The 18,309-nt window shown below is 60.2% G+C and carries 17 protein-coding genes and 2 pseudogenes; 7 read left to right on the forward strand and 12 right to left on the reverse strand.

Annotated elements, in window-relative coordinates; all coding sequences use genetic code 11:
- The first annotated feature begins 77 nt into the window (after positions 1 to 77).
- Both VIZ63_RS00150 and VIZ63_RS00155 read left to right on the forward strand, forming a co-directional pair.
- Complete coding sequence (locus tag VIZ63_RS00150) at positions 78 to 422, forward strand: hypothetical protein (RefSeq protein ID WP_331607446.1); 345 nt, start codon at positions 78 to 80, stop codon at positions 420 to 422.
- A gap of 533 nt (positions 423 to 955) precedes the next feature.
- Entirely contained in the window at positions 956 to 1,120 is a 165-nt protein-coding gene (locus VIZ63_RS00155) for a hypothetical protein (protein ID WP_331607447.1), read from the forward strand.
- 54 nt (positions 1,121 to 1,174) lie between these two features.
- Here VIZ63_RS00155 and VIZ63_RS00160 read toward each other — a convergent pair whose 3' ends face one another.
- Both VIZ63_RS00160 and VIZ63_RS00165 read right to left on the reverse strand, forming a co-directional pair.
- Positions 1,175 to 1,942 carry a LytTR family DNA-binding domain-containing protein gene (locus tag VIZ63_RS00160; RefSeq protein WP_331607448.1) on the reverse strand — a complete coding sequence of 256 codons (768 nt, stop codon included), beginning with the start codon at positions 1,940 to 1,942 and terminating at the stop codon, positions 1,175 to 1,177.
- Positions 1,933 to 3,060, reverse strand: a complete 1,128-nt coding sequence (locus VIZ63_RS00165) for a sensor histidine kinase (protein ID WP_331607449.1) — start codon at positions 3,058 to 3,060, stop codon at positions 1,933 to 1,935. Before VIZ63_RS00165 ends, VIZ63_RS00160 begins: the two co-directional genes overlap by 10 nt.
- Before the next feature lie 300 nt (positions 3,061 to 3,360).
- Between VIZ63_RS00165 and VIZ63_RS00170 the strand changes: the two genes are divergently transcribed.
- Positions 3,361 to 3,858 (forward strand): cytochrome P460 family protein, encoded by a 498-nt coding sequence (locus tag VIZ63_RS00170; protein WP_331607450.1) that lies wholly within the window; start codon positions 3,361 to 3,363, stop codon positions 3,856 to 3,858.
- A gap of 62 nt (positions 3,859 to 3,920) precedes the next feature.
- Here the strand turns inward: VIZ63_RS00170 and VIZ63_RS00175 are convergent, their stop codons facing one another.
- Both VIZ63_RS00175 and VIZ63_RS00180 read right to left on the reverse strand, forming a co-directional pair.
- Positions 3,921 to 4,985, reverse strand: a complete 1,065-nt coding sequence (locus VIZ63_RS00175; protein ID WP_331607451.1) for an asparaginase — start codon at positions 4,983 to 4,985, stop codon at positions 3,921 to 3,923.
- 240 nt (positions 4,986 to 5,225) lie between these two features.
- Positions 5,226 to 7,247: an acyltransferase family protein gene (locus VIZ63_RS00180; protein ID WP_331607452.1), complete on the reverse strand. Its 2,022-nt coding sequence runs from the start codon at positions 7,245 to 7,247 to the stop codon at positions 5,226 to 5,228.
- A 1,068-nt stretch (positions 7,248 to 8,315) separates the two neighbouring features.
- Here VIZ63_RS00180 and VIZ63_RS25545 point away from each other — a divergent pair.
- Together VIZ63_RS25545 and VIZ63_RS00190 are read left to right on the forward strand one after the other, a co-directional pair.
- A pseudogene (locus tag VIZ63_RS25545) lies at positions 8,316 to 8,843 on the forward strand (InlB B-repeat-containing protein); the annotation flags it as partial.
- 18 nt (positions 8,844 to 8,861) lie between these two features.
- Positions 8,862 to 10,283, forward strand: coding sequence for a hypothetical protein (locus VIZ63_RS00190; protein WP_331607454.1), 1,422 nt, complete (start codon positions 8,862 to 8,864; stop codon positions 10,281 to 10,283).
- A 107-nt stretch (positions 10,284 to 10,390) separates the two neighbouring features.
- Here VIZ63_RS00190 and VIZ63_RS00195 read toward each other — a convergent pair whose 3' ends face one another.
- The 5 genes from VIZ63_RS00195 to VIZ63_RS00215 all read right to left on the reverse strand — a co-directional run bounded on the left by VIZ63_RS00195 (position 10,391) and on the right by VIZ63_RS00215 (position 14,294).
- Positions 10,391 to 10,861, reverse strand: coding sequence for an SET domain-containing protein (locus VIZ63_RS00195; protein WP_331607455.1), 471 nt, complete (start codon positions 10,859 to 10,861; stop codon positions 10,391 to 10,393).
- Positions 10,862 to 11,016: 155 nt separating this feature from the next.
- The gene (locus tag VIZ63_RS00200) at positions 11,017 to 11,712 is read right to left on the reverse strand and encodes a hypothetical protein (RefSeq protein ID WP_331607456.1); all 696 of its coding nucleotides are present in this window, start codon (positions 11,710 to 11,712) and stop codon (positions 11,017 to 11,019) included.
- Between the two features lie 28 nt (positions 11,713 to 11,740).
- On the reverse strand, positions 11,741 to 12,826 hold the full coding sequence (locus tag VIZ63_RS00205; protein WP_331607457.1) for a glycosyltransferase: 1,086 nt from the start codon (positions 12,824 to 12,826) through the stop codon (positions 11,741 to 11,743).
- 614 nt (positions 12,827 to 13,440) lie between these two features.
- Positions 13,441 to 13,626, reverse strand: coding sequence for a hypothetical protein (locus VIZ63_RS00210; protein WP_331607458.1), 186 nt, complete (start codon positions 13,624 to 13,626; stop codon positions 13,441 to 13,443).
- A gap of 233 nt (positions 13,627 to 13,859) precedes the next feature.
- Positions 13,860 to 14,294: an organic hydroperoxide resistance protein gene (locus VIZ63_RS00215; protein WP_331607459.1), complete on the reverse strand. Its 435-nt coding sequence runs from the start codon at positions 14,292 to 14,294 to the stop codon at positions 13,860 to 13,862.
- 415 nt (positions 14,295 to 14,709) lie between these two features.
- Here VIZ63_RS00215 and VIZ63_RS00220 point away from each other — a divergent pair, with 415 nt between their 5' ends.
- The gene (locus tag VIZ63_RS00220; protein ID WP_331607460.1) at positions 14,710 to 15,294 is read left to right on the forward strand and encodes a cytochrome b; all 585 of its coding nucleotides are present in this window, start codon (positions 14,710 to 14,712) and stop codon (positions 15,292 to 15,294) included.
- 58 nt (positions 15,295 to 15,352) lie between these two features.
- On the opposite strand, the gene VIZ63_RS00225 is transcribed toward VIZ63_RS00220, so the two are convergent.
- Both VIZ63_RS00225 and VIZ63_RS25550 read right to left on the reverse strand, forming a co-directional pair.
- The gene (locus VIZ63_RS00225) at positions 15,353 to 16,009 is read right to left on the reverse strand and encodes a hypothetical protein (protein WP_331607461.1); all 657 of its coding nucleotides are present in this window, start codon (positions 16,007 to 16,009) and stop codon (positions 15,353 to 15,355) included.
- A gap of 29 nt (positions 16,010 to 16,038) precedes the next feature.
- Positions 16,039 to 16,233, reverse strand: a pseudogene (locus VIZ63_RS25550) (transposase); the annotation flags it as partial.
- 137 nt (positions 16,234 to 16,370) lie between these two features.
- Between VIZ63_RS25550 and VIZ63_RS00230 the strand changes: the two are divergent.
- On the forward strand, positions 16,371 to 16,859 hold the full coding sequence (locus VIZ63_RS00230) for a hypothetical protein (RefSeq protein ID WP_331607462.1): 489 nt from the start codon (positions 16,371 to 16,373) through the stop codon (positions 16,857 to 16,859).
- A 137-nt stretch (positions 16,860 to 16,996) separates the two neighbouring features.
- Here the strand turns inward: VIZ63_RS00230 and VIZ63_RS00235 are convergent, their stop codons facing one another.
- Entirely contained in the window at positions 16,997 to 17,632 is a 636-nt protein-coding gene (locus tag VIZ63_RS00235; RefSeq protein WP_331607463.1) for a pyridoxamine 5'-phosphate oxidase family protein, read from the reverse strand.
- Between the last annotated feature and the right edge of the window lie 677 nt (positions 17,633 to 18,309).

Consider the following 18,309-nt stretch of genomic DNA (forward strand, 5'->3'; position numbering starts at 1 on the left):
TCAACAGGCGGCGTCCGACGGTGCGCCACCACCGCCGAACGCCTGACCACAGTCAAACCTATCAATGAGGTCCGTCCATGGCCAGGAGGCATCATGAGTCGAAATCCAGTGCGTCCCGCATTCACCCGCCTGCCATCACGAAACCCATCTCGCAGACCCGGGACGAGGTCATCGAAACCGAGAGCATCCGCCTCATGAAGGCCCACGCCCTCCTCGGCTGCATCACACGCGCGATGGAAGGCGATGGCATCTGCAGCGGCGAAGGTCCGTACTGGCCAGCAGCGATCGAGGCGGTCAGCGAACTTATCAACGAGTCGATCCGTCAGTTGGAGAATCTGGCGGGCCTAGAGGACTCCCGGCCGGATGCGGTTCGGGACATCGGGGCGTCCTACGACATGACACCGATACCGGGGCTTCATTGAACAGACCACAGCAGCGGACATGCACGATGCAACGATCAAAATCCGCTGCATCGGTCAGGCGTGTGCGCGAACGGATTCGGGCAACTCTGTTGCGCGGTTCCTCCCGGAGTAGTCGACGACGCACACTACGTGGTACACGAGTCATCGATGCGTACTTTCCGCATCAATCCGCAGAACTTTCGATCGCTTCTATCTCATTGGCGTGCTCTCTGCGGCGCAGCGAATCCGCGGCCCGGCACGAAAGCGGCGAACAATGAACTCGATGGCCACACCAGGGGTTACATAGGAGCACAGTCCCCCATCAACATCAGGAGGCTCCTATGACTCCTCACGCAACATCAGCGCTGCTGATAGCCATATCGCTAGCACTTTCAACGATTTCCGTGGCCCAGACTCCGACTCCGGATCCCACGGCACCGAGCGCGGCGTCCAGCCCGCACCAGAGAGACACCACAGCCACGAAAGCGACCGAATCACCTACAGCGACCAGCCCTTCTCCGGCTGCCGCCTCAACCCCGCACCAAACGCAGGTGGTGGATACTGACAAAGCCGACGCCAAGACGCAGGCGAAGCACGAACAGATGCTCAAGGATTGCATCGCCAAGGAACAGGCGAAGAATTCATCGCAGTCCATGGAGCAAGCCAAGAAGACCTGCTGGGACCAGATGAAGGCCCGTAGTACGGACGTGAACAAATAGATCCCGCGATTGAACGGCGCTGCCCATCTGGACAGCGCCATTTTTTCTCCCGAACTAGAACGGATTCGCCAGGCCCTTGCGAATGCGCTCGCCATACGTGCGACCGGAATTCAGTCGCTCACCGGACAGCAGTTCGATGACGTACTGGCCGTGTGTCAGCGACCACAGTTGTTTGATGCGCCGGATGTTCAGGATGTGCGATCGATGAATGCGCAGGAAACCGCCGGGATCCAGCGAAGCTTCGAGGGTATTCAGGGAGACATGCAGCAGATGAGTAATGTTGCCTGTGTGCAGCCGCACGTAGTTCTGTAATGCTTCGATCCTGTCGACATCGTCGACGGGCACAAAGACCGTCCTCTCTCCCGACCGGACTGCGAACCGCGTCAGATAGCGCGGCGGGTTGGCTATCGCATCCAGCATGGTTCGCATCAGACGTGTCGACTCGTCGGCAGGCGCGCTATCGATGCGGTTGATCGCCCGCTGGAAAGCCAGATCGAAGCGCTCCTGCGTAACCGGCTTGAGCAGGTAGTCGACGGCACTGACCTCGAACGCGCGGATCGCGAACTGATCGTGAGCGGTGACAAAGATCACGGCCGGCATCTTCTCGGCACCGATCTCACCGACGACATCGAAGCCGGTCATACGCGGCATCTGCACATCGAGCAGGACCATGTCTGGCCTGTGATTGCGAATCCGTGTGACTGCCTCCCTGCCGTTGCGCGCTTCAGTGATCTCCTCGACCCGCGACTGCTGACCGAGCAGCAGTTTCAATCCTTCACGCGCCAGCACTTCGTCATCGACGACGAGAACCTTCAGGCGCATTCCATTGCCTCCACCGGGGCCAGACACAATGGGATAGTTATCGTCACCTGGACGCCTCCTGTCGGCCGGTTCCGCGCCTGGAGGCTTGCCTTATCGCCGTACAGATGCCTGAGGCGATCGCGCGTATTGGCGAGACCGATACCCTTGCCTTCGAATCCTGATGAAGAACTCCCGGGGCCGTTGTCCAGAACCGTCATCACGAGGTTACTGCCCATCCCGATCACCCGCACCTCGATGAGTACAGCATCCTCGCTTTGACCCAGTCCATGCCGGACGGCGTTCTCCACAATGGGCTGCAGCACCATGTGAGGCACATGCGCCTCCGCTGCATCCGGATCGGTGGTGATTTCAACATTGAGACGGTCCGCGAATCGAATCTGCTCGATCGATAAATACAGACGCAGGAACTCCAGCTCGCGCCACAGCGGCACCTCCTGCGCGTTGACATCCTCGAGGGTGAGTCGCAGCAGATCTCCAAGACGCGCGAGCATTGCCTGTGCCTGCTCCGTCTTGCTTTGCTGCATCAACACCATGATCGCGCCGAGCGTATTGAAGAGGAAGTGCGGCTGCAGTTGCATCTTGAGTGCACCCAGCTGCGCCGCGGCCAGCTGCCCGGCGAGTTCGGAAGAACGGACCTTCAATTCGAGCGCTTCGCGCTCACGCTCCTTCGCACGTTGATGCGAGCGGAACACAGCCTGTAGCCCCACGACCGCCCAGTAGCGGATTACGCCACCAGAAAAACCGTAGACGAGCAGCAGCGAAACGGCCGACAGGAACGGCATGGCCGGTAAAGGCGCAGGAAATACTCCCAGCGCCAGCAGCACCGGGGCTTCGATGACTGCGGACACGACGGAAAAGACAGCTCCGCCACCCAGATGCAACGCAATATGCTTCAGGCGATGTCCGCGTTCGACGGACCAGCGACGTCCCAACCACAATATCGCTGGAGTGAATGCTGCACAGATGTACATCGCCGCCATCCAGCCGACGAACAGATCCGTCAACCGAACCGGTTCGCTGCGATACAGGCGTGCGATGAAATCCTGGGTCAGGTAGAACAGACCCGCCAGCGTCCAGGCGAGCCAGATACCCGCCAGGTTGCGCAGCGTTTTAGGCATACCCGAGAGCATGACGCTTGCATTCTGCCGCGATGTGAGCAGAAGCGGATAGAACTTTGACGAACTGGCCGATCGCGGTGATGAACGGCCCCGCGCCCCGTTGAGTCCACCTGCATCGGCCACCACCGCGCAATCGAGCGGTCACTGGCGAATCGCATTCGTCGCCGCTGCGTGCCCATTTGACACCTCCAAAGGCCGCTCGGTGAAAAGCTTGTTTTCGTCTGATCGGGAGCCGACCAGAATTCACCCCGCTGCGATTGACAGAGCAGGTCTCACCCAGCTTCCCAGAGGGCAGCCTTCATGCAACCACTACATTTCATTGCCGGGCCGATATTGCTGGTTGTCACGTTGATGAGCGCCGGCGCAGAGGGAAAGCGGCCTGTTTCCTTTCCCGAGGGTTATCGATCCTGGCAACACGTCAAATCGATTCTGATCGGGGCGGAACACCCGACCTTCGCAGAACGCGGCGGGCTGCATCACTACTACGCCAACGATCTGGCGCTCGTCGGCTACCAGACCGGAGAGTTTCCCGACGGATCAGTCATCGTCGATGAAGGCCTCTTCACGAAAGAGGGAGAAGCTCTGGCAAAGGGCATCTTGCTGGAGGCCGATCGGCGCATGGTCGAGGTGATGGTCAAGGACCGCAGCCGTTACCCTGACACTGCGGGTTGGGGATTCGAGCGCTTCGAGCGGGAGGACAAGGCCGGCGCGTTGACGGCAGCGCAGCAGGCACAATGCTACCAGTGTCATGTCCAGGCGCAGGATCGCGATCATGTATTCAGTAAGGTCAGGTTCTGAGCGCCGGATACTTCATGCGCAGAGCCTGCCGAAGATCCGCGACTCCGCTGCCAGGCACCGGATCAATACTCCGCAAACATCCGCTGCAACTCCTTGGGATCGCTGGTTCTGCTCAGCCCCAGCATCAGCAGAATCCTCGCCTTCTGCGGATTCAACGTATCGCCCGGGATCATGCCGAACGCTTCGTACTCGGTTGTTGCCGTCACCCGTCCGTTTCCGGTACGGCTAGATCGCACGAGGACAGGTCGCGTGTTCGCAGGCATCGCAATGACTTCCTTCAGCACGGTCTCCTCGGCGATGGACAGTGCTCCATTGCCGGTGCCGGCAAATACGATGCCCTTCGCGCCGGATTTGATGGCTGCCTGAATCAGCGTCGCGTCCGGTTCGATGTAGGAATAGAGGATCGTCACGCGCGGCAGCTGTGTCAGTAACGTGACGTCGAACTCGGAGTTCAGTGTGTGTCGCTTCGTCGGCGATCGATAGAAGCTCACTTGGTCCTCGTCGACATAACCGAGCAGTCCCAGCTCGGGCGAGCGGAACGTTTCGACGCGCAAGGTGTTCGTCTTGCTGGCATCGCGTGCAGCATTGATCTCGTCGTTGAGTACGATCAGCACCCCCTTGCCTCGCGCGTCCGACGAGATCGCCGTGCGTACCGCATTCAGAAGATTCAGCGGACCGTCGGCGCTGATCGCTGTCGATGGCCGCATCGAACCGACGAGCACGACGGGTTTGTCGGTTCTCACCGTGAGATTGAGAAAGTACGCAGTCTCCTCGAGCGTATTCGTCCCTGACGTCACGACGAATCCGGCAACGTCCGGCGTCTCTTTCGCGATCGCGTGAATACGCTTTGCGAGCGTCAGCAGGTTGTCGATCGTGATATCGGAGCTGATGACGTTGACGATCTGCTCGACGCGGACATCGGCGATGACGCTGATCTGCGGCACTGCCTTCACGAGCTGCTCGCCAAGAATCGCGCCCGGCTTGTAGTTCGACAGATCCGTCGTCGACGATCCGGATCCGGCGATCGTGCCGCCGGTCGAGAGCACGTACACGACCGGTTTGGCGGGCTGAGCGAACGATGTCGTCGCGAAGAACAGAGCGAGCATGCAGGCGGCAGAAATACGCATCGAGTTCCTCCAGGTCCAGGCGAGAGGGCATCGTTCCTGGATCACTGCTCGCTTCATTGTTATGGTGCGATCGCGTCGGAATGTCGCTGATCGATCGGTGGGCGTCAACAGGAACAGCAGAACGAGGCTCGACGCAGCGAGAACGCTGCATGCCTCCGATGCCGGACATCGGATACTTTCGTCAGCTCACGCGCTCGCTCACTGAAGGTGAGTCAAGCCCGACCAGGAAGCACGGCACCTTCACTTCATGCTCGAATCAAATCCGCGAATCGGCGGCCCGCCACCGAGCGACACGACTGACTCCGGCGCGAGCGGTCGATCCGCAACCACCAGTGCCCCGGCCGCGCTCAAGTGGTGAGCGTCTGCGTAGAACACCGTCGAACCCTCCATGAACTTGCAGCTGCGGCCCTCGCAAAAACGATCGTGGGGGTCCCATAGTTGAAGTCGGCTGTCGTGATCGGCGACCCGCTGCAATACCGGGCGCGTGACGTCAGGAATGAAATTCACACGCACGCGATCCGCAGGCATCGATTCCCCATGGAGCCATCGCCGCAACGCGAGGCGTGCGGGTATGGTTTCACCGAGTGCGATGAGGTTCGGCTCACGCGCGAGCCTGGGAACGTCCTGCACCAGCACGATGAATTTCTCATGCGCGTGCAATTCCCGGATGGACCGGGTCAACCCCTGGTCGAGCAAGCGTGCATGCCGGCTCTCATCGGGACTCTCGGCTGCCACTGCGGTGACATCCTCGATAGCGACCGGATTCAGCGACGTACGCCAGTTGCCGGCCAGGACCACGATGTCGATCGAAGGATCTGCGGCGATGAGGCGGAAGGTTTCGTTCAGGAACCTGTCGCATTCGTCGAAGTGGTGGGGGTAGGCCCCGATCCTGCGACTGATACCGAGCAGCGGCGGACATGACGCCTTGGTGAGATAGGCGAGATCCCGGCCGGAGCGTGCAGCCCAGGCGCGTATGCCCGGCGCAAGTGCAGAAGCATGGCTATCGCCGATGAGCGCCACCTTCCCGCCAGGAGTCGTCGGATAGCACTCGGCCGATAGATTGGGAGCAGCCATGCCGTATCCCGCAAGGCATGCGGTCGTGTTCTCCTGCAGTTGCCGTTCGATGACCTGGACCCGCGCATCGAAACGCTGCGGCCATCCGCCGCTGGCCCATGCCGATGCCGTCACGGCTGTTGCGCCCACCATCAGGGCGGCGTACCTGGCAAGCACGAGGGGTTGCGCTGTGCGTGAGCGCCGCAGGGGTCGCTCGACGAAACGCCACGACGCAAAAGCCAGCACGACCGACAGCACCATCAGCACTGCGTTCTCGGCCCATGCCAGCTCGTCACCCTTCACCACGCGAGCGAAACTCACGATCGGCCAATGCCACAGATACCACGAATACGAAATGAGGCCGATGCCTACCAGCAGCGGCAGGCCCAGCAAACGACGGTTGACCCAGCTGTCCGGGGACGCGATGAGCAGCAAGGTTCCAATCGCAGGGACCAGAGCCGCGAGTCCCGGGAAGGGCGTGGAGTCATCCATCACGCAGATGGCATATGCGAGCAATGCGAGCCCCACCCACGAGGTCACGGCCTGAAGGGACATTGGCAGGTGTCGCCTCCATGCATGGCGTTCCCCGAACGCCAGCAGTACGCCAAGCGCCAATTCCCAGGCACGCGTCGGCAAGCTGTAGAACGCGATCTGGGGATAGTGCCTGGTGCCCCACCACGACAATGCAAGCGAACCCAGGCAAACGCATGCCAATCCGATGGCCAGCACGCGTCGACCGAAGCGCTGGAGGAGGATGAGCGCCAGAGGCGCGATCACATAGAACTGCTCTTCGACGGCCAGCGACCACGTCATCAGCAGCGGGTTGAGTTCGGCCGTCGGCGCGAAGTAGCTGATCTCGGACCAGATGGCGAGGTTCGACAGTCCGACCACGCTGGCCGCGGCCACCTTGCCGAACAACTGCAACTCTCGTGGTGACAGGACAAAGGCGGCGAAGACGCTGCTTGTTGCCAGCACGACCAGCAGCGCCGGCAGGATGCGGCGCGCCCGACGCGCGTAGAAGTTGGCATAGGTGAACGTACCTTCTGCCACTTCTCGCAGGATGATGCCCCCGATAAGGAAGCCGGAGATGACAAAAAAGATGTCGACTCCGACGTACCCTCCCCCGAACCCCGGAACACCGTAGTGAAAGGCCACCACGGGCGTGATGGCCAGTGCCCGCAGGCCGTCGATGTCGAGTCTGTAGTCCACCTGGTTGCTCCCTGCATGCCCAGCTGTTCAGGCTACCCCACGTTGCTTTCGCAGAACTTTAACCTCTTTGGTGCCGAGCCGCGGGTTCGCGCATCTTCGTCAGGATCTGCACGTTCGTCGATGACTTGTCACCTGCGTGAAACACGGAACCCTCAACCTCGCTTCATCTCGCCAGTTGTGAAATCAAATCCGCGAATCTGCGCCCGGCACCGCAGCGGGACGAGTCATGCTGAATGGATACCCGTAGACCCCGATCTCGCAACCAAAGTGCGATTCATTGGCTACACGTATGATCAGCACGCAGGCACCAGCCACCGCGAGTGCCAGCACGATACAAGCCTTTGCAACGAATTGGTTATCCGATCCGAGTCCAGCCCAGGCCAGGCCAGGGCTACGGGAATCAGCATCAAAACGTATGAACCATATCGCGTGTCACGAAGGGGGTTCAGCGGACAGCGGTAAGGCAAGTCAGCGGGCGCGGGAGGCGCAGTCCACATCACGAGAAACCAGACAATCGCGATTGTCACCACAACGAAGATCGCAAAGAGCCAGGGAGTGCTGATCACGCTGAACCCTCGGGAGTCCGTTTCCTGCTCAAATCAAATCCGCGACCCAGCACCGGTCAAACATGGTCAGGTCTTGCGCGGATGTACTCGACTGCGAGTCGCGTCTGGATGCTGGATTGCGAGACCTGACCTGCCCCCCCCCTTTCTATACTGCCTTTCTCTGCGAAGGCAAATGTGTGCGGCAACGTTCTAGCCACTCGGGTCAAACAGGGTCAGGTCTTGCGCTGATGTACTCGACTGCGAGTCGCGCCGGGATGCTGGATTGCAAGACCTGACCCCAAGTCCCTGCGGTGGGCACCGAAGAGGCGGGCTCACATGCAAGGTAAACCCCGCACTCGGCAGTAAGCAATCAGCGGCGCCTGGCCGGGACGACAGTGCAGCGATGCGTCGTTTGCAATCTGCTCAAAAATCCTCTCGAGCGGCGTGTGGAGACTGTGAGAGTCGTCCCGCTCCCGCCCAGCCCTTACGGCGACAATTTGTCCGTCACCGATCGGCTCTCAAAATGAACTACAACAGAATCCCGTTACTCCTCGTCCTGCTCACGTTGGTGAGCGCATGCAGCGATCATCATCGTCGCGGCGTTACGCCGCCAGATGTCACGCGCTTCGCCCTTCAGGCGTCACTCGATGGCGCCGGCCCCGGTACGGTGTCGAGCTCACCGTCAGGTGTGAGCTGCGGAACCGATTGCGCAGAGGAATACGCTTCCGGAACGCTGGTGACGTTGACGGCGAACGCTGGCAGCGGCTCGGAGTTCCTGGGTTGGAGTGGTGCCTGCGTGGGGACCGGCCCCTGCGTCGTGACGATGGACGCTGCGAAATCCGTGCAGGCGGGTTTCGGGCTGGTGACGCACACCTTGAGTGTCTCCAGGTCGGGTTCCGGAACGGGCACGGTAACGACTGCTCCCACGGGCATCCACTGCGGAGTCGATTGCGAAGAAGACTATGCCTCCGGAGTTGAAGTCACCCTGACCGCGAGTGCAGACGACAACTCCACCTTTGCCGGGTGGAGCAGCGGTGGCTGCGCAGGAACCGGCGCGTGCGTCGTGACGATGAGCGCGTCGACGAACGTCACGGCCACCTTCAACGCCATTCCTCAAATCGTCACTCATTTCGTCGGCGGCACGGTGACGGGCCTGACGGGGACCGTGGTACTTCAGAACAACGGCACTGACAGTATCTCGATTGCCAGCGATGGTGCCTTTACGTTCCCGAATCCGCTCGACGCGGGCACTGCTTACCATGTGACTGCCCTGAATCAGCCGGCAACTCAAACCTGCTCGATCGCCAACGGCGCGGCTACTGTCGGCAGCACGAATATCACCAACGTGGTCGTCACGTGCAGTACCAATCTGACCACGCTATCGGTATCGACAGGTACCCTTGTATTGGCGAGCAGCGGGACCTCCCGGCGGGTCACAGTCACCAACACGGGAATGAACCCAGCTGCGAACATCGCGGCACTGAGCATGGGATTGCCAACAGGAACGTCAATGACCTCGACCTGTTCGGGAACACTGGCGTCCGGCGGCAGTTGCACGGTCACCATTACACCCGGAAGCAGCGCGAGCTCTGACTGCGCAATGGGCATCGCCCCGATACCGGACACCGTGACCATCGCCGGCAGCAATTCCTCTACTGTCGCCAGCAACGTGGTGGTCCTGACTTACGGTTGCCAGTATCAGGGCGGATTTGTTTATTCGATCGACGATACGACGGCATCCACAGGCAGCATCGGCGGAAAAGTGGTGTCGCTGGTAGACCAGGCCGCGCCCAACATTGCCTCCGGCCCACAGACGACAAGCATCATCTGGAGCTCCAACGGTGCTGGAAGCACCCCGATGGATGTGAGTTACGACGTCATCCCTGGCATCGCAGAAACTCCCGGCGCGGGCGACTCGTATGTCCAGGCGCAATTGAGTTTCGACACCGAGTATTCCAATACGATGACCTATCCTTTTCCGGCAGCGAGCGGATTCCAGGCCTGTGACGGACCCGTCGATGGCGCCTGCAATTCCCGCAATATCCAGGCGCTCTACGATTCGTACCAAACGAACTTCGGGATCGGTAGCGCACCCTATACGCTTTCGCCCGGACCGACATCCAGAACCAACTACGCGGCAGGGCTATGCACGGCGACGATCAATGGCTACTCCGACTGGTATTTGCCCGCCGTGTGCGAGGTTGATGCGCACAACGGGAACGTTACCTGCCCTGCAGGGGCGCAAAGCATCTCGGGCAACCTCGCTTTCCTGCTCGGCGATGACGCCGCCGCCGTACCGTATACGTCCTGCAGTCCACCGGACGGAACCAGCTGCCTCGCAGGCCTCTACTGGACCTCGACAGCGAACTCAATGAGTCCAAAACAGCACGCGTGGACCGCATTACTAAGCCTGGCGGGTAGTTCTCAGATGTACGTTGTTGACAAGGTGCAGACGCTAGGGGTGCGTTGCTCCCGCGCGTTCACGGATTGACTCCCGCAGAGCGAGGACAACAAAGCAACAAAGGGGGGAAAGATCTATTTTCCAAATTCCTTTCTATACTGCCTTTCTCTGCGAAGGCAAATGTGAGCGGCAACGTTCTAGCTACTCGTAGCGATGGGCTCTATGTCGAGCATCGTCCCCCGGCACGAGTGGGACCCACACCGGCACTGATACACCGTGAAAGCCTCGGGGTCGTCACCGCTCTCCCAGGTGAGCCGGTAGTCGTAGACCAGTTCTTCACCGACCTCAATGTCACGCAACGCCTCAACGAAAATCCGACCATCGTCATCGACGGCTTCGCAATTCGGTGCGCAGCTGTGATTGATAAATCGCGAGACGTTGCCGTTCACCCCACCATCGATGACGGCGTCCTCATCCACGTAGAAAAAGAACGTGTGACCGTCATCCGCTTCCTTTTCGTGATAGCGACGATCCGATTCCGCACTGGAAATCCGTTCGCCAACGAACTCCATAATGGTCTCGCCCCGGCGAATGGGCGCGACAACGTAAACCCCCAGCCCATGAATACTCGATCGCCGTGCTTCAATCTTGACTTTGCTATCGCTCATCTCTTCTCGATACCGACGCGGGGCTATCCGCCTCAAAAAGGCCGCGCATGATAGCGTGAGTGACAAACAGGGTCAGGTCTTGCGATGACGTACCCGACTGCGAGTTGCGCCGGGATGCTGGATTGCAAGACCTGACCCCAAGTTCCCCCTCCCCGTTAAAGCTTCTGGTAGAAATAGAAGTCAGCCCACGAAGTCTGATCGGGATTATTCGGGTCCTCCGGAAACGGGTTGTCGACCTTCTGAATCAGCTTCCAGCCCGACGCGTTCCTGTCCATCCAGTCGGTGAACACCCGGTGTCGAACGTGTCTCTCGCGCATGGTTCGGGTGGTGTTGCTGCTGTAGATACAGATAAATTTTTCGGCAGCCGCGACCAGACGCGTCATGTACTGCTCGAATACGGCATCCTCGACCAGGTGATAGATGACATCGAGCGACATGGCCAGTTCAGCCCGCGCCAGGCCAGCCTCGGGGGTCGACGCGAGAAGGAACTGCTTGGATGGATCATCCCGAAATCTGCTGCGACACAGTTCGACCGCTCGTGCCGAAACATCAATGCCGACGTACGCGGGATAGTGCGCGAGATCCAGCTGCGCTCCATCCCCTGAACCGAATTCTATGAGACTGCGAACGCCGTGATCAGCGACGAAGCTGTTGATGGTCCGGGCCTTGAACTCCGCGAGCCGGCCATAGGAGCCCGCGCCCGAGCTGCCTCCGGTCGAATAACGATTCTCCCAGTACTGAGCGGAAGAAAACCCTCGGTCGGGCCTTACGGGAACGAGTGCGCGATAGATGTAGCGGGCGATCGGTCCGACGAGCGGCAGCTGCACGATGATCTGACGAAAACTTCCCATGGGTGAGGACCTCGTCGATCCTTTGCGGTCAGTGTCGCAAGACCGCAGTGTCGTAGAGCGTCTCGAGACCACTGGCGCAGTGAAGCACATCGAAGTGCTCGACTACGTACCGGGAACCCTGCTCGGCCATACGCTGCAACATGGCGTCGTCCGTAAGGAGGCTGGTCAGCCTCGCGGCCAGCACGGCCGTATCGCCTTCTGCAAAAGCGTATCCCGTAACACCCTCGCGTATGCCCTCGTCTGCGCCACCTCGTGCAGAGGTCACGACCGGTACGCCTGATGCCTGGGCTTCCAACAGCACCAGACCAAATCCTTCGGCATCCCCGTTGGCTGCGGTAACGCTTGGGAGGCAAAGCACCCGCGACTTACCAAGCGCGCGTTGAACCTCTGCGGTTCCCAAAGCCCCGCGGAAGTCCACCTGAACACGCAGCGAGCGTGCCAACGCCTCGAGATCCTGGCGCAGCGGCCCATCGCCGATCACGACAAGGCGCGCGTCGGGCACCTCGCTCTGTACGACAGACATCGCTTCGATGACATGCCGACAACCTTTCTTTTCCACGAGCCGGCCAACGAAGAGGACATCTCGCGGGCGTTGCCCGATGGGGATAGCACCCGGCGTGAATCTACCCGTATCGATGCCTATGTAGTTGACCGCGATTTTTTCGGCAGGGATGCCGAAATCGATCGCGCGCCGGCGGATTGCCTCAGAGACAGCGATGAATCCGACGCCAGGCTGCGTTGCCAACTGCAGCAGACGCTGCGGATAGTGCCGCATGCCCGACCCGGCGTTGCCAGCCTCCCACCAAACGCGGTGCGTGTTGATGTCATAGCCATGCAGCGTCACGAGCATGGGCAATTCCAGGGCGCGCGCGAGCGGCCAGGCGTCCAGCGAATCCGGCCCAAAATGGGCATGGACCAGCGAGGCTTGCTCTGCCTTCAATAGGCGACGGATATGCGGCGCCATGAAGTGCAGCGCAGTGCTGGCTTTCCACATCAGCCGACTGCGAAAAGTCGAATCCTCCGGACCCAGAACACGGACCTCCAGACCATTCAGGGGCAATTGATCCAGAAGCCGACGACCGACCAGCACGGGCCGCCAGTCGCGCAGTGCCATCGCCTGTTCCTTGATGAACGTCTCCGACATTGGCAGGAGCGCGTTGCGATAGATCAGCACAGTCTTCCTGGGGGTCATAGCGTCAATGGATCGGTGCAGGGAGAAATGACGTGGGAACATCCGATGCAGGAGGCGCACACGCTGTGATGTAGCGTGTCCGATTCGAGTGGTCTGATCGATCGGTAGATGCCATCTGCATAGCCTGCAAGTGGCTCATATCGGGAACCTCAAGGAAGGTCTGATTCATTCCGTTCGTGCTGAGTTTGTCGAAGCACACCCAAAAATCAGTGCCCTGGTTTCAACACCGTAGCGTTCACGCTTCGATGGGTGAACCATTCTCCCGCGGGATTTCCGTTGGTCACCTGCGGTCACGGTGCTCAGGGCGAACGCGGAATAAATCAGAAGTTCCTTAAGTTTGTTTGCGCCGTCAGTTTGCGGTGCTGCGCAATCAGCATGCGCAGCCAAGGTGGAGTGCGGCTTACAGTTTGACCACACGCTAACGCGGGTTGGAAGGCGCGATTACGCAGTCCGGCGCTATTTGGCGACGCTCACCCAATCACCGACTCCGTTGATGAGCTGGATTGCTCCATTCATATAACGGACCACGTCGCACTTCAAGGCAGAACAAAGGAGACAGATTGGGTAGCCCCAGAGGTTATTCGCGCGTTGGCTGGAAATTGGTGGGTGTCCTGGTGGTCGTCACCGTCGAACGTCGCACGAATGGGAACGGCAGCCGCCGGTGATGCTGCCGCAACCGCGAAGATCCCCGCGAGCGCAGCGATGGACGAAACTTTGTTCATGACAACCTCTCCTAGACCGCGTTCAGGAAGCTGGGAGGCCCACTAGGAACGCATGTTGCCCACCCGCTCCTGGCCCATTAGCAGGACGCGCAGGAATGCGGCAAAGCGGCTCAAGAAAAGCATCCTTCGGTGCCAGGCCGGGATTCGGTTCACATCATTTGCATAACCCCGAACCCCCGGCCCGGCACCGGCGGAAAGTTTTCCCGGCTTCCCGGCGCGGCACCGGAGGTCCGTCACACCACACTCAGGCTCACGTCGATATTCCCACGCGTTGCATTCGAATACGGGCACACCTCGTGCGCCGCTTTCACCAACGCCTCTGCCGCCACTTTGTCCATCCCCGGCACGTTGACTGCCATCGCGACGGCGATGCCGAAAGCGCCAGGCTTGCCGACCATCGGGCCGATGGAGACATCGGATTTGATCGACACGTCCGCCGGCAGGCGGAGCTTCTGGTGTGCGGCCACGGCTTTCATCGCCCCGATGAAGCACGCGGAATAACCTGAGGCGAACAGTTGCTCGGGGTTCGTTCCTGGGCCGTCGTCGCCGCCCAGGGCCTTGGGTGTCGACAACTGCAGCTTGATCTTGCCGTCGGAAGACTCGGTGGTGCCGGTGCGACCACCGGTGGAAATGGCGTGAGCGGTGTAAAGCGCTTTTTCGATGGCCATGGCAGTGCTCTCCGTGATGGTTTGTTCGCAGGTGGTATCGTGGCATAAACGCCGAACAAGGCGTCCGGGCGATGCTAGCAAACTCGACAGCGCCGAAACTCAACAGCGAAACTCAGCAACTCAACAGTGCCGGGCCAGGAGAGCCGGATAACGTTACATCCCCTCAGTCCGTTCAAAAATTTTCCCGGTTTCCCCGGCCCGGCACTGAACGCCAGAACTATCCACTTTCCACTATCAACTTCTCTCCAGCTTGATCACATAGCCGCGGGATCATCGCCTGACACGCGGGTGCAATTGAAATCCCCACGTCGAGATAGCGATGAGTGGCATCATAACCTCGCAGTACTGGTTGGCCCGCAGTGCCGTCTTGTGACGACGTCGGGGTGTATGCCAGCCAAGGGGAAGGGGTCGGAGAATGAACAACACATCCACGCAGTGGGGATGGCTTGCCAAGTCGTTCCATTGGGTCACAGCGCTGATGATTGCCGTGATCGTGCCGGTCGGTTACGTCATGACAAGCACTTATGAGTTGCAGGTGACAAACCAGCAGATGCTGGCGGTCAACATCGCACTCTCCAAAATCCACCACACGCTGGGGCTATTGATTCTGATACCAGTGGTGTTGAGGTTGGGCTGGCGGTTGAAGCAAACAACGCCCGACGATCCACCGGGTTTGGTCGCCTATCAAAGGGTGCTTGCGAAACTGAACCACGTCTTCCTGTATGTCCTGCTGTTGCTTGTGCCGCTGTCGGGCTGGGCGGCCCTGTCGGTGTTCGGTGAACTGCCGATCTATTTCTTCTGGATGGAAGGCGTACCCGGAATCCTTCCCAAGCTGCCGCTGGGTCACACATTCGGGTACTCGTTCTTCGGGCGGATGCACGCCTATGCGATTTATGTCGGCGGGGTTGTACTAGCCCTGCATATCATCGCAGCGCTTTGGCACCACGCCGTGAAGAAGGATTCTGTATTGCGGCGCATGTGGCCGCTTGCACAGCCGTAGATACGTCCGCCGGAATGCGTGCGTCTCTCGTGCCGGGCCGGGAAAGCGGGAAAACGCATCAAGGGCTGCCGAAATACTCTTTGATGCCATGCCGCAGGCTCGACTCATCCCGATTGAGGCGATGGGCTACCGCAGCAAGTGAAGCAATCCGCAGCGCGAGCGCTTTGTGCGCGACCCAGGCTCGCCCTCTAACGAGTGCAGGCTTCCTGCTCGACGAAGCCAGAAAGCACTCGGAAACTTCGAACGTAGCGCAAGCGTCTTCAATGACCTCATCCAGCGTTGTGCGAGAGCGCGGTCGCCACGAATCGCCCAGCATCTTCGCGGCGAAGTCATCGCTTCCGAGGACGCGGCGATCGTTTGGATTGCACTCTGCAAACGGCGAGGCGGTTGCGTGCCCTATTTCGTCCTGCACAAAGCGCCGATGCGCTGCGATCGCCTGTTGACGCTCTGAGTGGAACAGCGAAAGCGCGAAATCCGTTGTGACCCACGGCTCATCGCGCCGCCCCACGTAGGCGTGATGGCTGGACCACGGGTAGTCGTCAAGCGAAGCCACCATGTGCGCTCGCACTGGATTCAGATGGATATAGCGCAGCAGCTCAAGCAGATATTCATCCGCATCGACGAGCACTGGGTAATAGCGCTTCTCGAAAAGGTGTCCCGTCGTGTGCATCGACGCCTGACTCGTGCGCGCGTAGCGCCCTGCAATGCGCAGCATGAGATGCCCAGGGGCGCATCCGATACCTGAATCAACGCATGGATGTGGTTGGTCATGAAGCAGTACGCATGCAACCTGGCATCGAATCTCGCAATCACTTCGGCGATCAGATCCGCCAGGATCTGTCGGTGATGAGTTGTGTGGAAGATGTTCTGCCGGTGATTGCCACGCAGGGTGACGTGGTACAGCGCACCCGGCACATGCAAGCGCAGTGGTCGCGGCATCCTTGCCTCCGATGATCATGAAATGCGATTCAGACCATCGTAGAGATTGCAGCCCTCAGCGTCCGCCGCATTTCAGATCAGTTCGCAGAGTTTTCACGGTTTCCGGCCCGGCACCGGAGAACGTCAACGAACGTCAAGTGCGCAGCCTCGAAGCCGACCGCATCGCGCTGGATCGCGGCGAACTGCCGGCGAACAAGGCTTGGCTGTACGTTCACTGTTCCGCGAAGGCGTTCAGTCCGGTTCCGCGACGGCCCATCTTCGCCAACGACACCATCACACTGCAATCCGTGCGCACCTGCCAGCCGATCTTCAGCGCCGCGCTGATCGCCTATCTCGAATCGGCCATCGTCGACGAGGTGACAAGAAACGCGATGAGCAGTGTCGTGCCCCTGCCGGAAGTGCCGCGGGACTGGCTTGGGATGATGACGATCTCGATGAGCAATCAGTATCTGTGGTCCAGGCATGAGGGTATACGGCGCTGGCTCGTCAGCTCGCGTCTCGACGGCATGGCCGCGGCATTCCAGAGCGTCACCGAGAACGACGCGAAGCGGTACGCGCTGCTCGAGCGCTATCGCGCCAGCATCGCACCCGCCGCGGCGAAGCTGCAGCAACTGCTGGCCGACTGACGAAGCGGACTGCAGTTCCGTGTTCGCTGCGGGCAGCTGATACACGTGACTCCCCATGTACCAACGTCCAGCACTGAGTTCGTAGGCTCCTGAGCCTCGTCTGTGTGCATGACGCATGTCCAATGAGGTCGGGCCAGTCAGGGCCCCTCTTCTCCACGAGCTCCGAGCTGGTCACGCAATGCCGCGTTTTCCGCCTCCAATTGGGCAAGTCGCTCACGGAGCGGGCGGACCGCTTCGGTGACCTGCTGTTCGGTGAAACGCGGAGTGATGTGCTGCGGGCAGTTCCAGTCGAAGGTCTCGAGTCGCAGCCTCAGGATGCGCTCGAGCTTCGCTTTATAGGCGACGTCCGTGACCAGCTCAGTCAGAGCCGGGTCCGCGTCGAGCGCCAATTTCTCCACGTGTGCGTAGATCTTGAGGCGCGCGCGCCCGGGATAATCCATCAGGAAGAGGCAAGCCCGGTCGTTCGCCGCTAAATTTCCAATGGAGATGTACTGACGGTTGCCTCGATAGTCAGCGAAAGCCAGTGTCCTGTCGTCGACCACCTTGAGGAAGCCGGGCGGCCCGCCGCGGTGCTGAACATACGGCCAACCAGTCTCGGACACAGACGCCATGTAGAAACTGTCCCGCTCCGCAATGAATGCGACCTCGTTTTCGGTGAAGCGATCGCACTCGCGGTGACCCTTGAAGTTCCTCCAGATGCGATCAGCCCCGAGCTCTGCCTGCGCGGCCCGGACGCTCGGCGTGATGGCTACATCCAGAAATCCGTACGACATGATCGTGATCCGATGCGGAAGTCGGACCGATGATGCAGTTCCTTCCGATCCCAAACAAGACACGCTACGCGCTGCCTTCAATCGGCGAATCCGCGGCACGGCACGAGGACGTTGGCGGTCTCGGCATCCCGGAACACGAGACTCATCGCACTAGGACGACCGGGCTTTACCCGGATCCCGGTTCGGCACGACGATATGGGTTCCCATGTCGTTCCCGAGCAACCTTGCCGGGCCGATCCTGCGCACATGCTTTCTCGCGTCGGGGGTCTCGATGAAGACCTGCGAACCGGTGGCACCAAGCCCACTTTGGTAGAAGTCACCAGGATGTACTTTGCCAATGAAGAGCGTTGCGCCGGCGCCCACTTCGAAAGTACTGATGTGCGAGCACCTGTTACCCCATTCCCAGAGTGCAAAGAGACGCTCCGCTTCGCGGCGAGTGGTGGGCGCGTGGAATGAGAAGCAGACCCCGGGTCTTGTCGCGCTGCCCAGTTCGGTCGACGTTCCGCCCCAGATTCGATACATCCTGAGTCGGGGCGAACTGGGTACTGCAATCGGTGGTGCAATGAACCCTTCGTCGCGCCAATTCCAGGTTGGTCTTCTGCTCGCAACCATGAGATCTCCGGAAGAAGCCTCGTGTCGATAAGCGACGCTGTCTGCCTGGCGCGGTTGCGCTCGTC

The sequence above is a fragment of the Povalibacter sp. genome, assembly GCF_036520495.1.
Lineage (GTDB): Bacteria > Pseudomonadota > Gammaproteobacteria > Steroidobacterales > Steroidobacteraceae > Steroidobacter.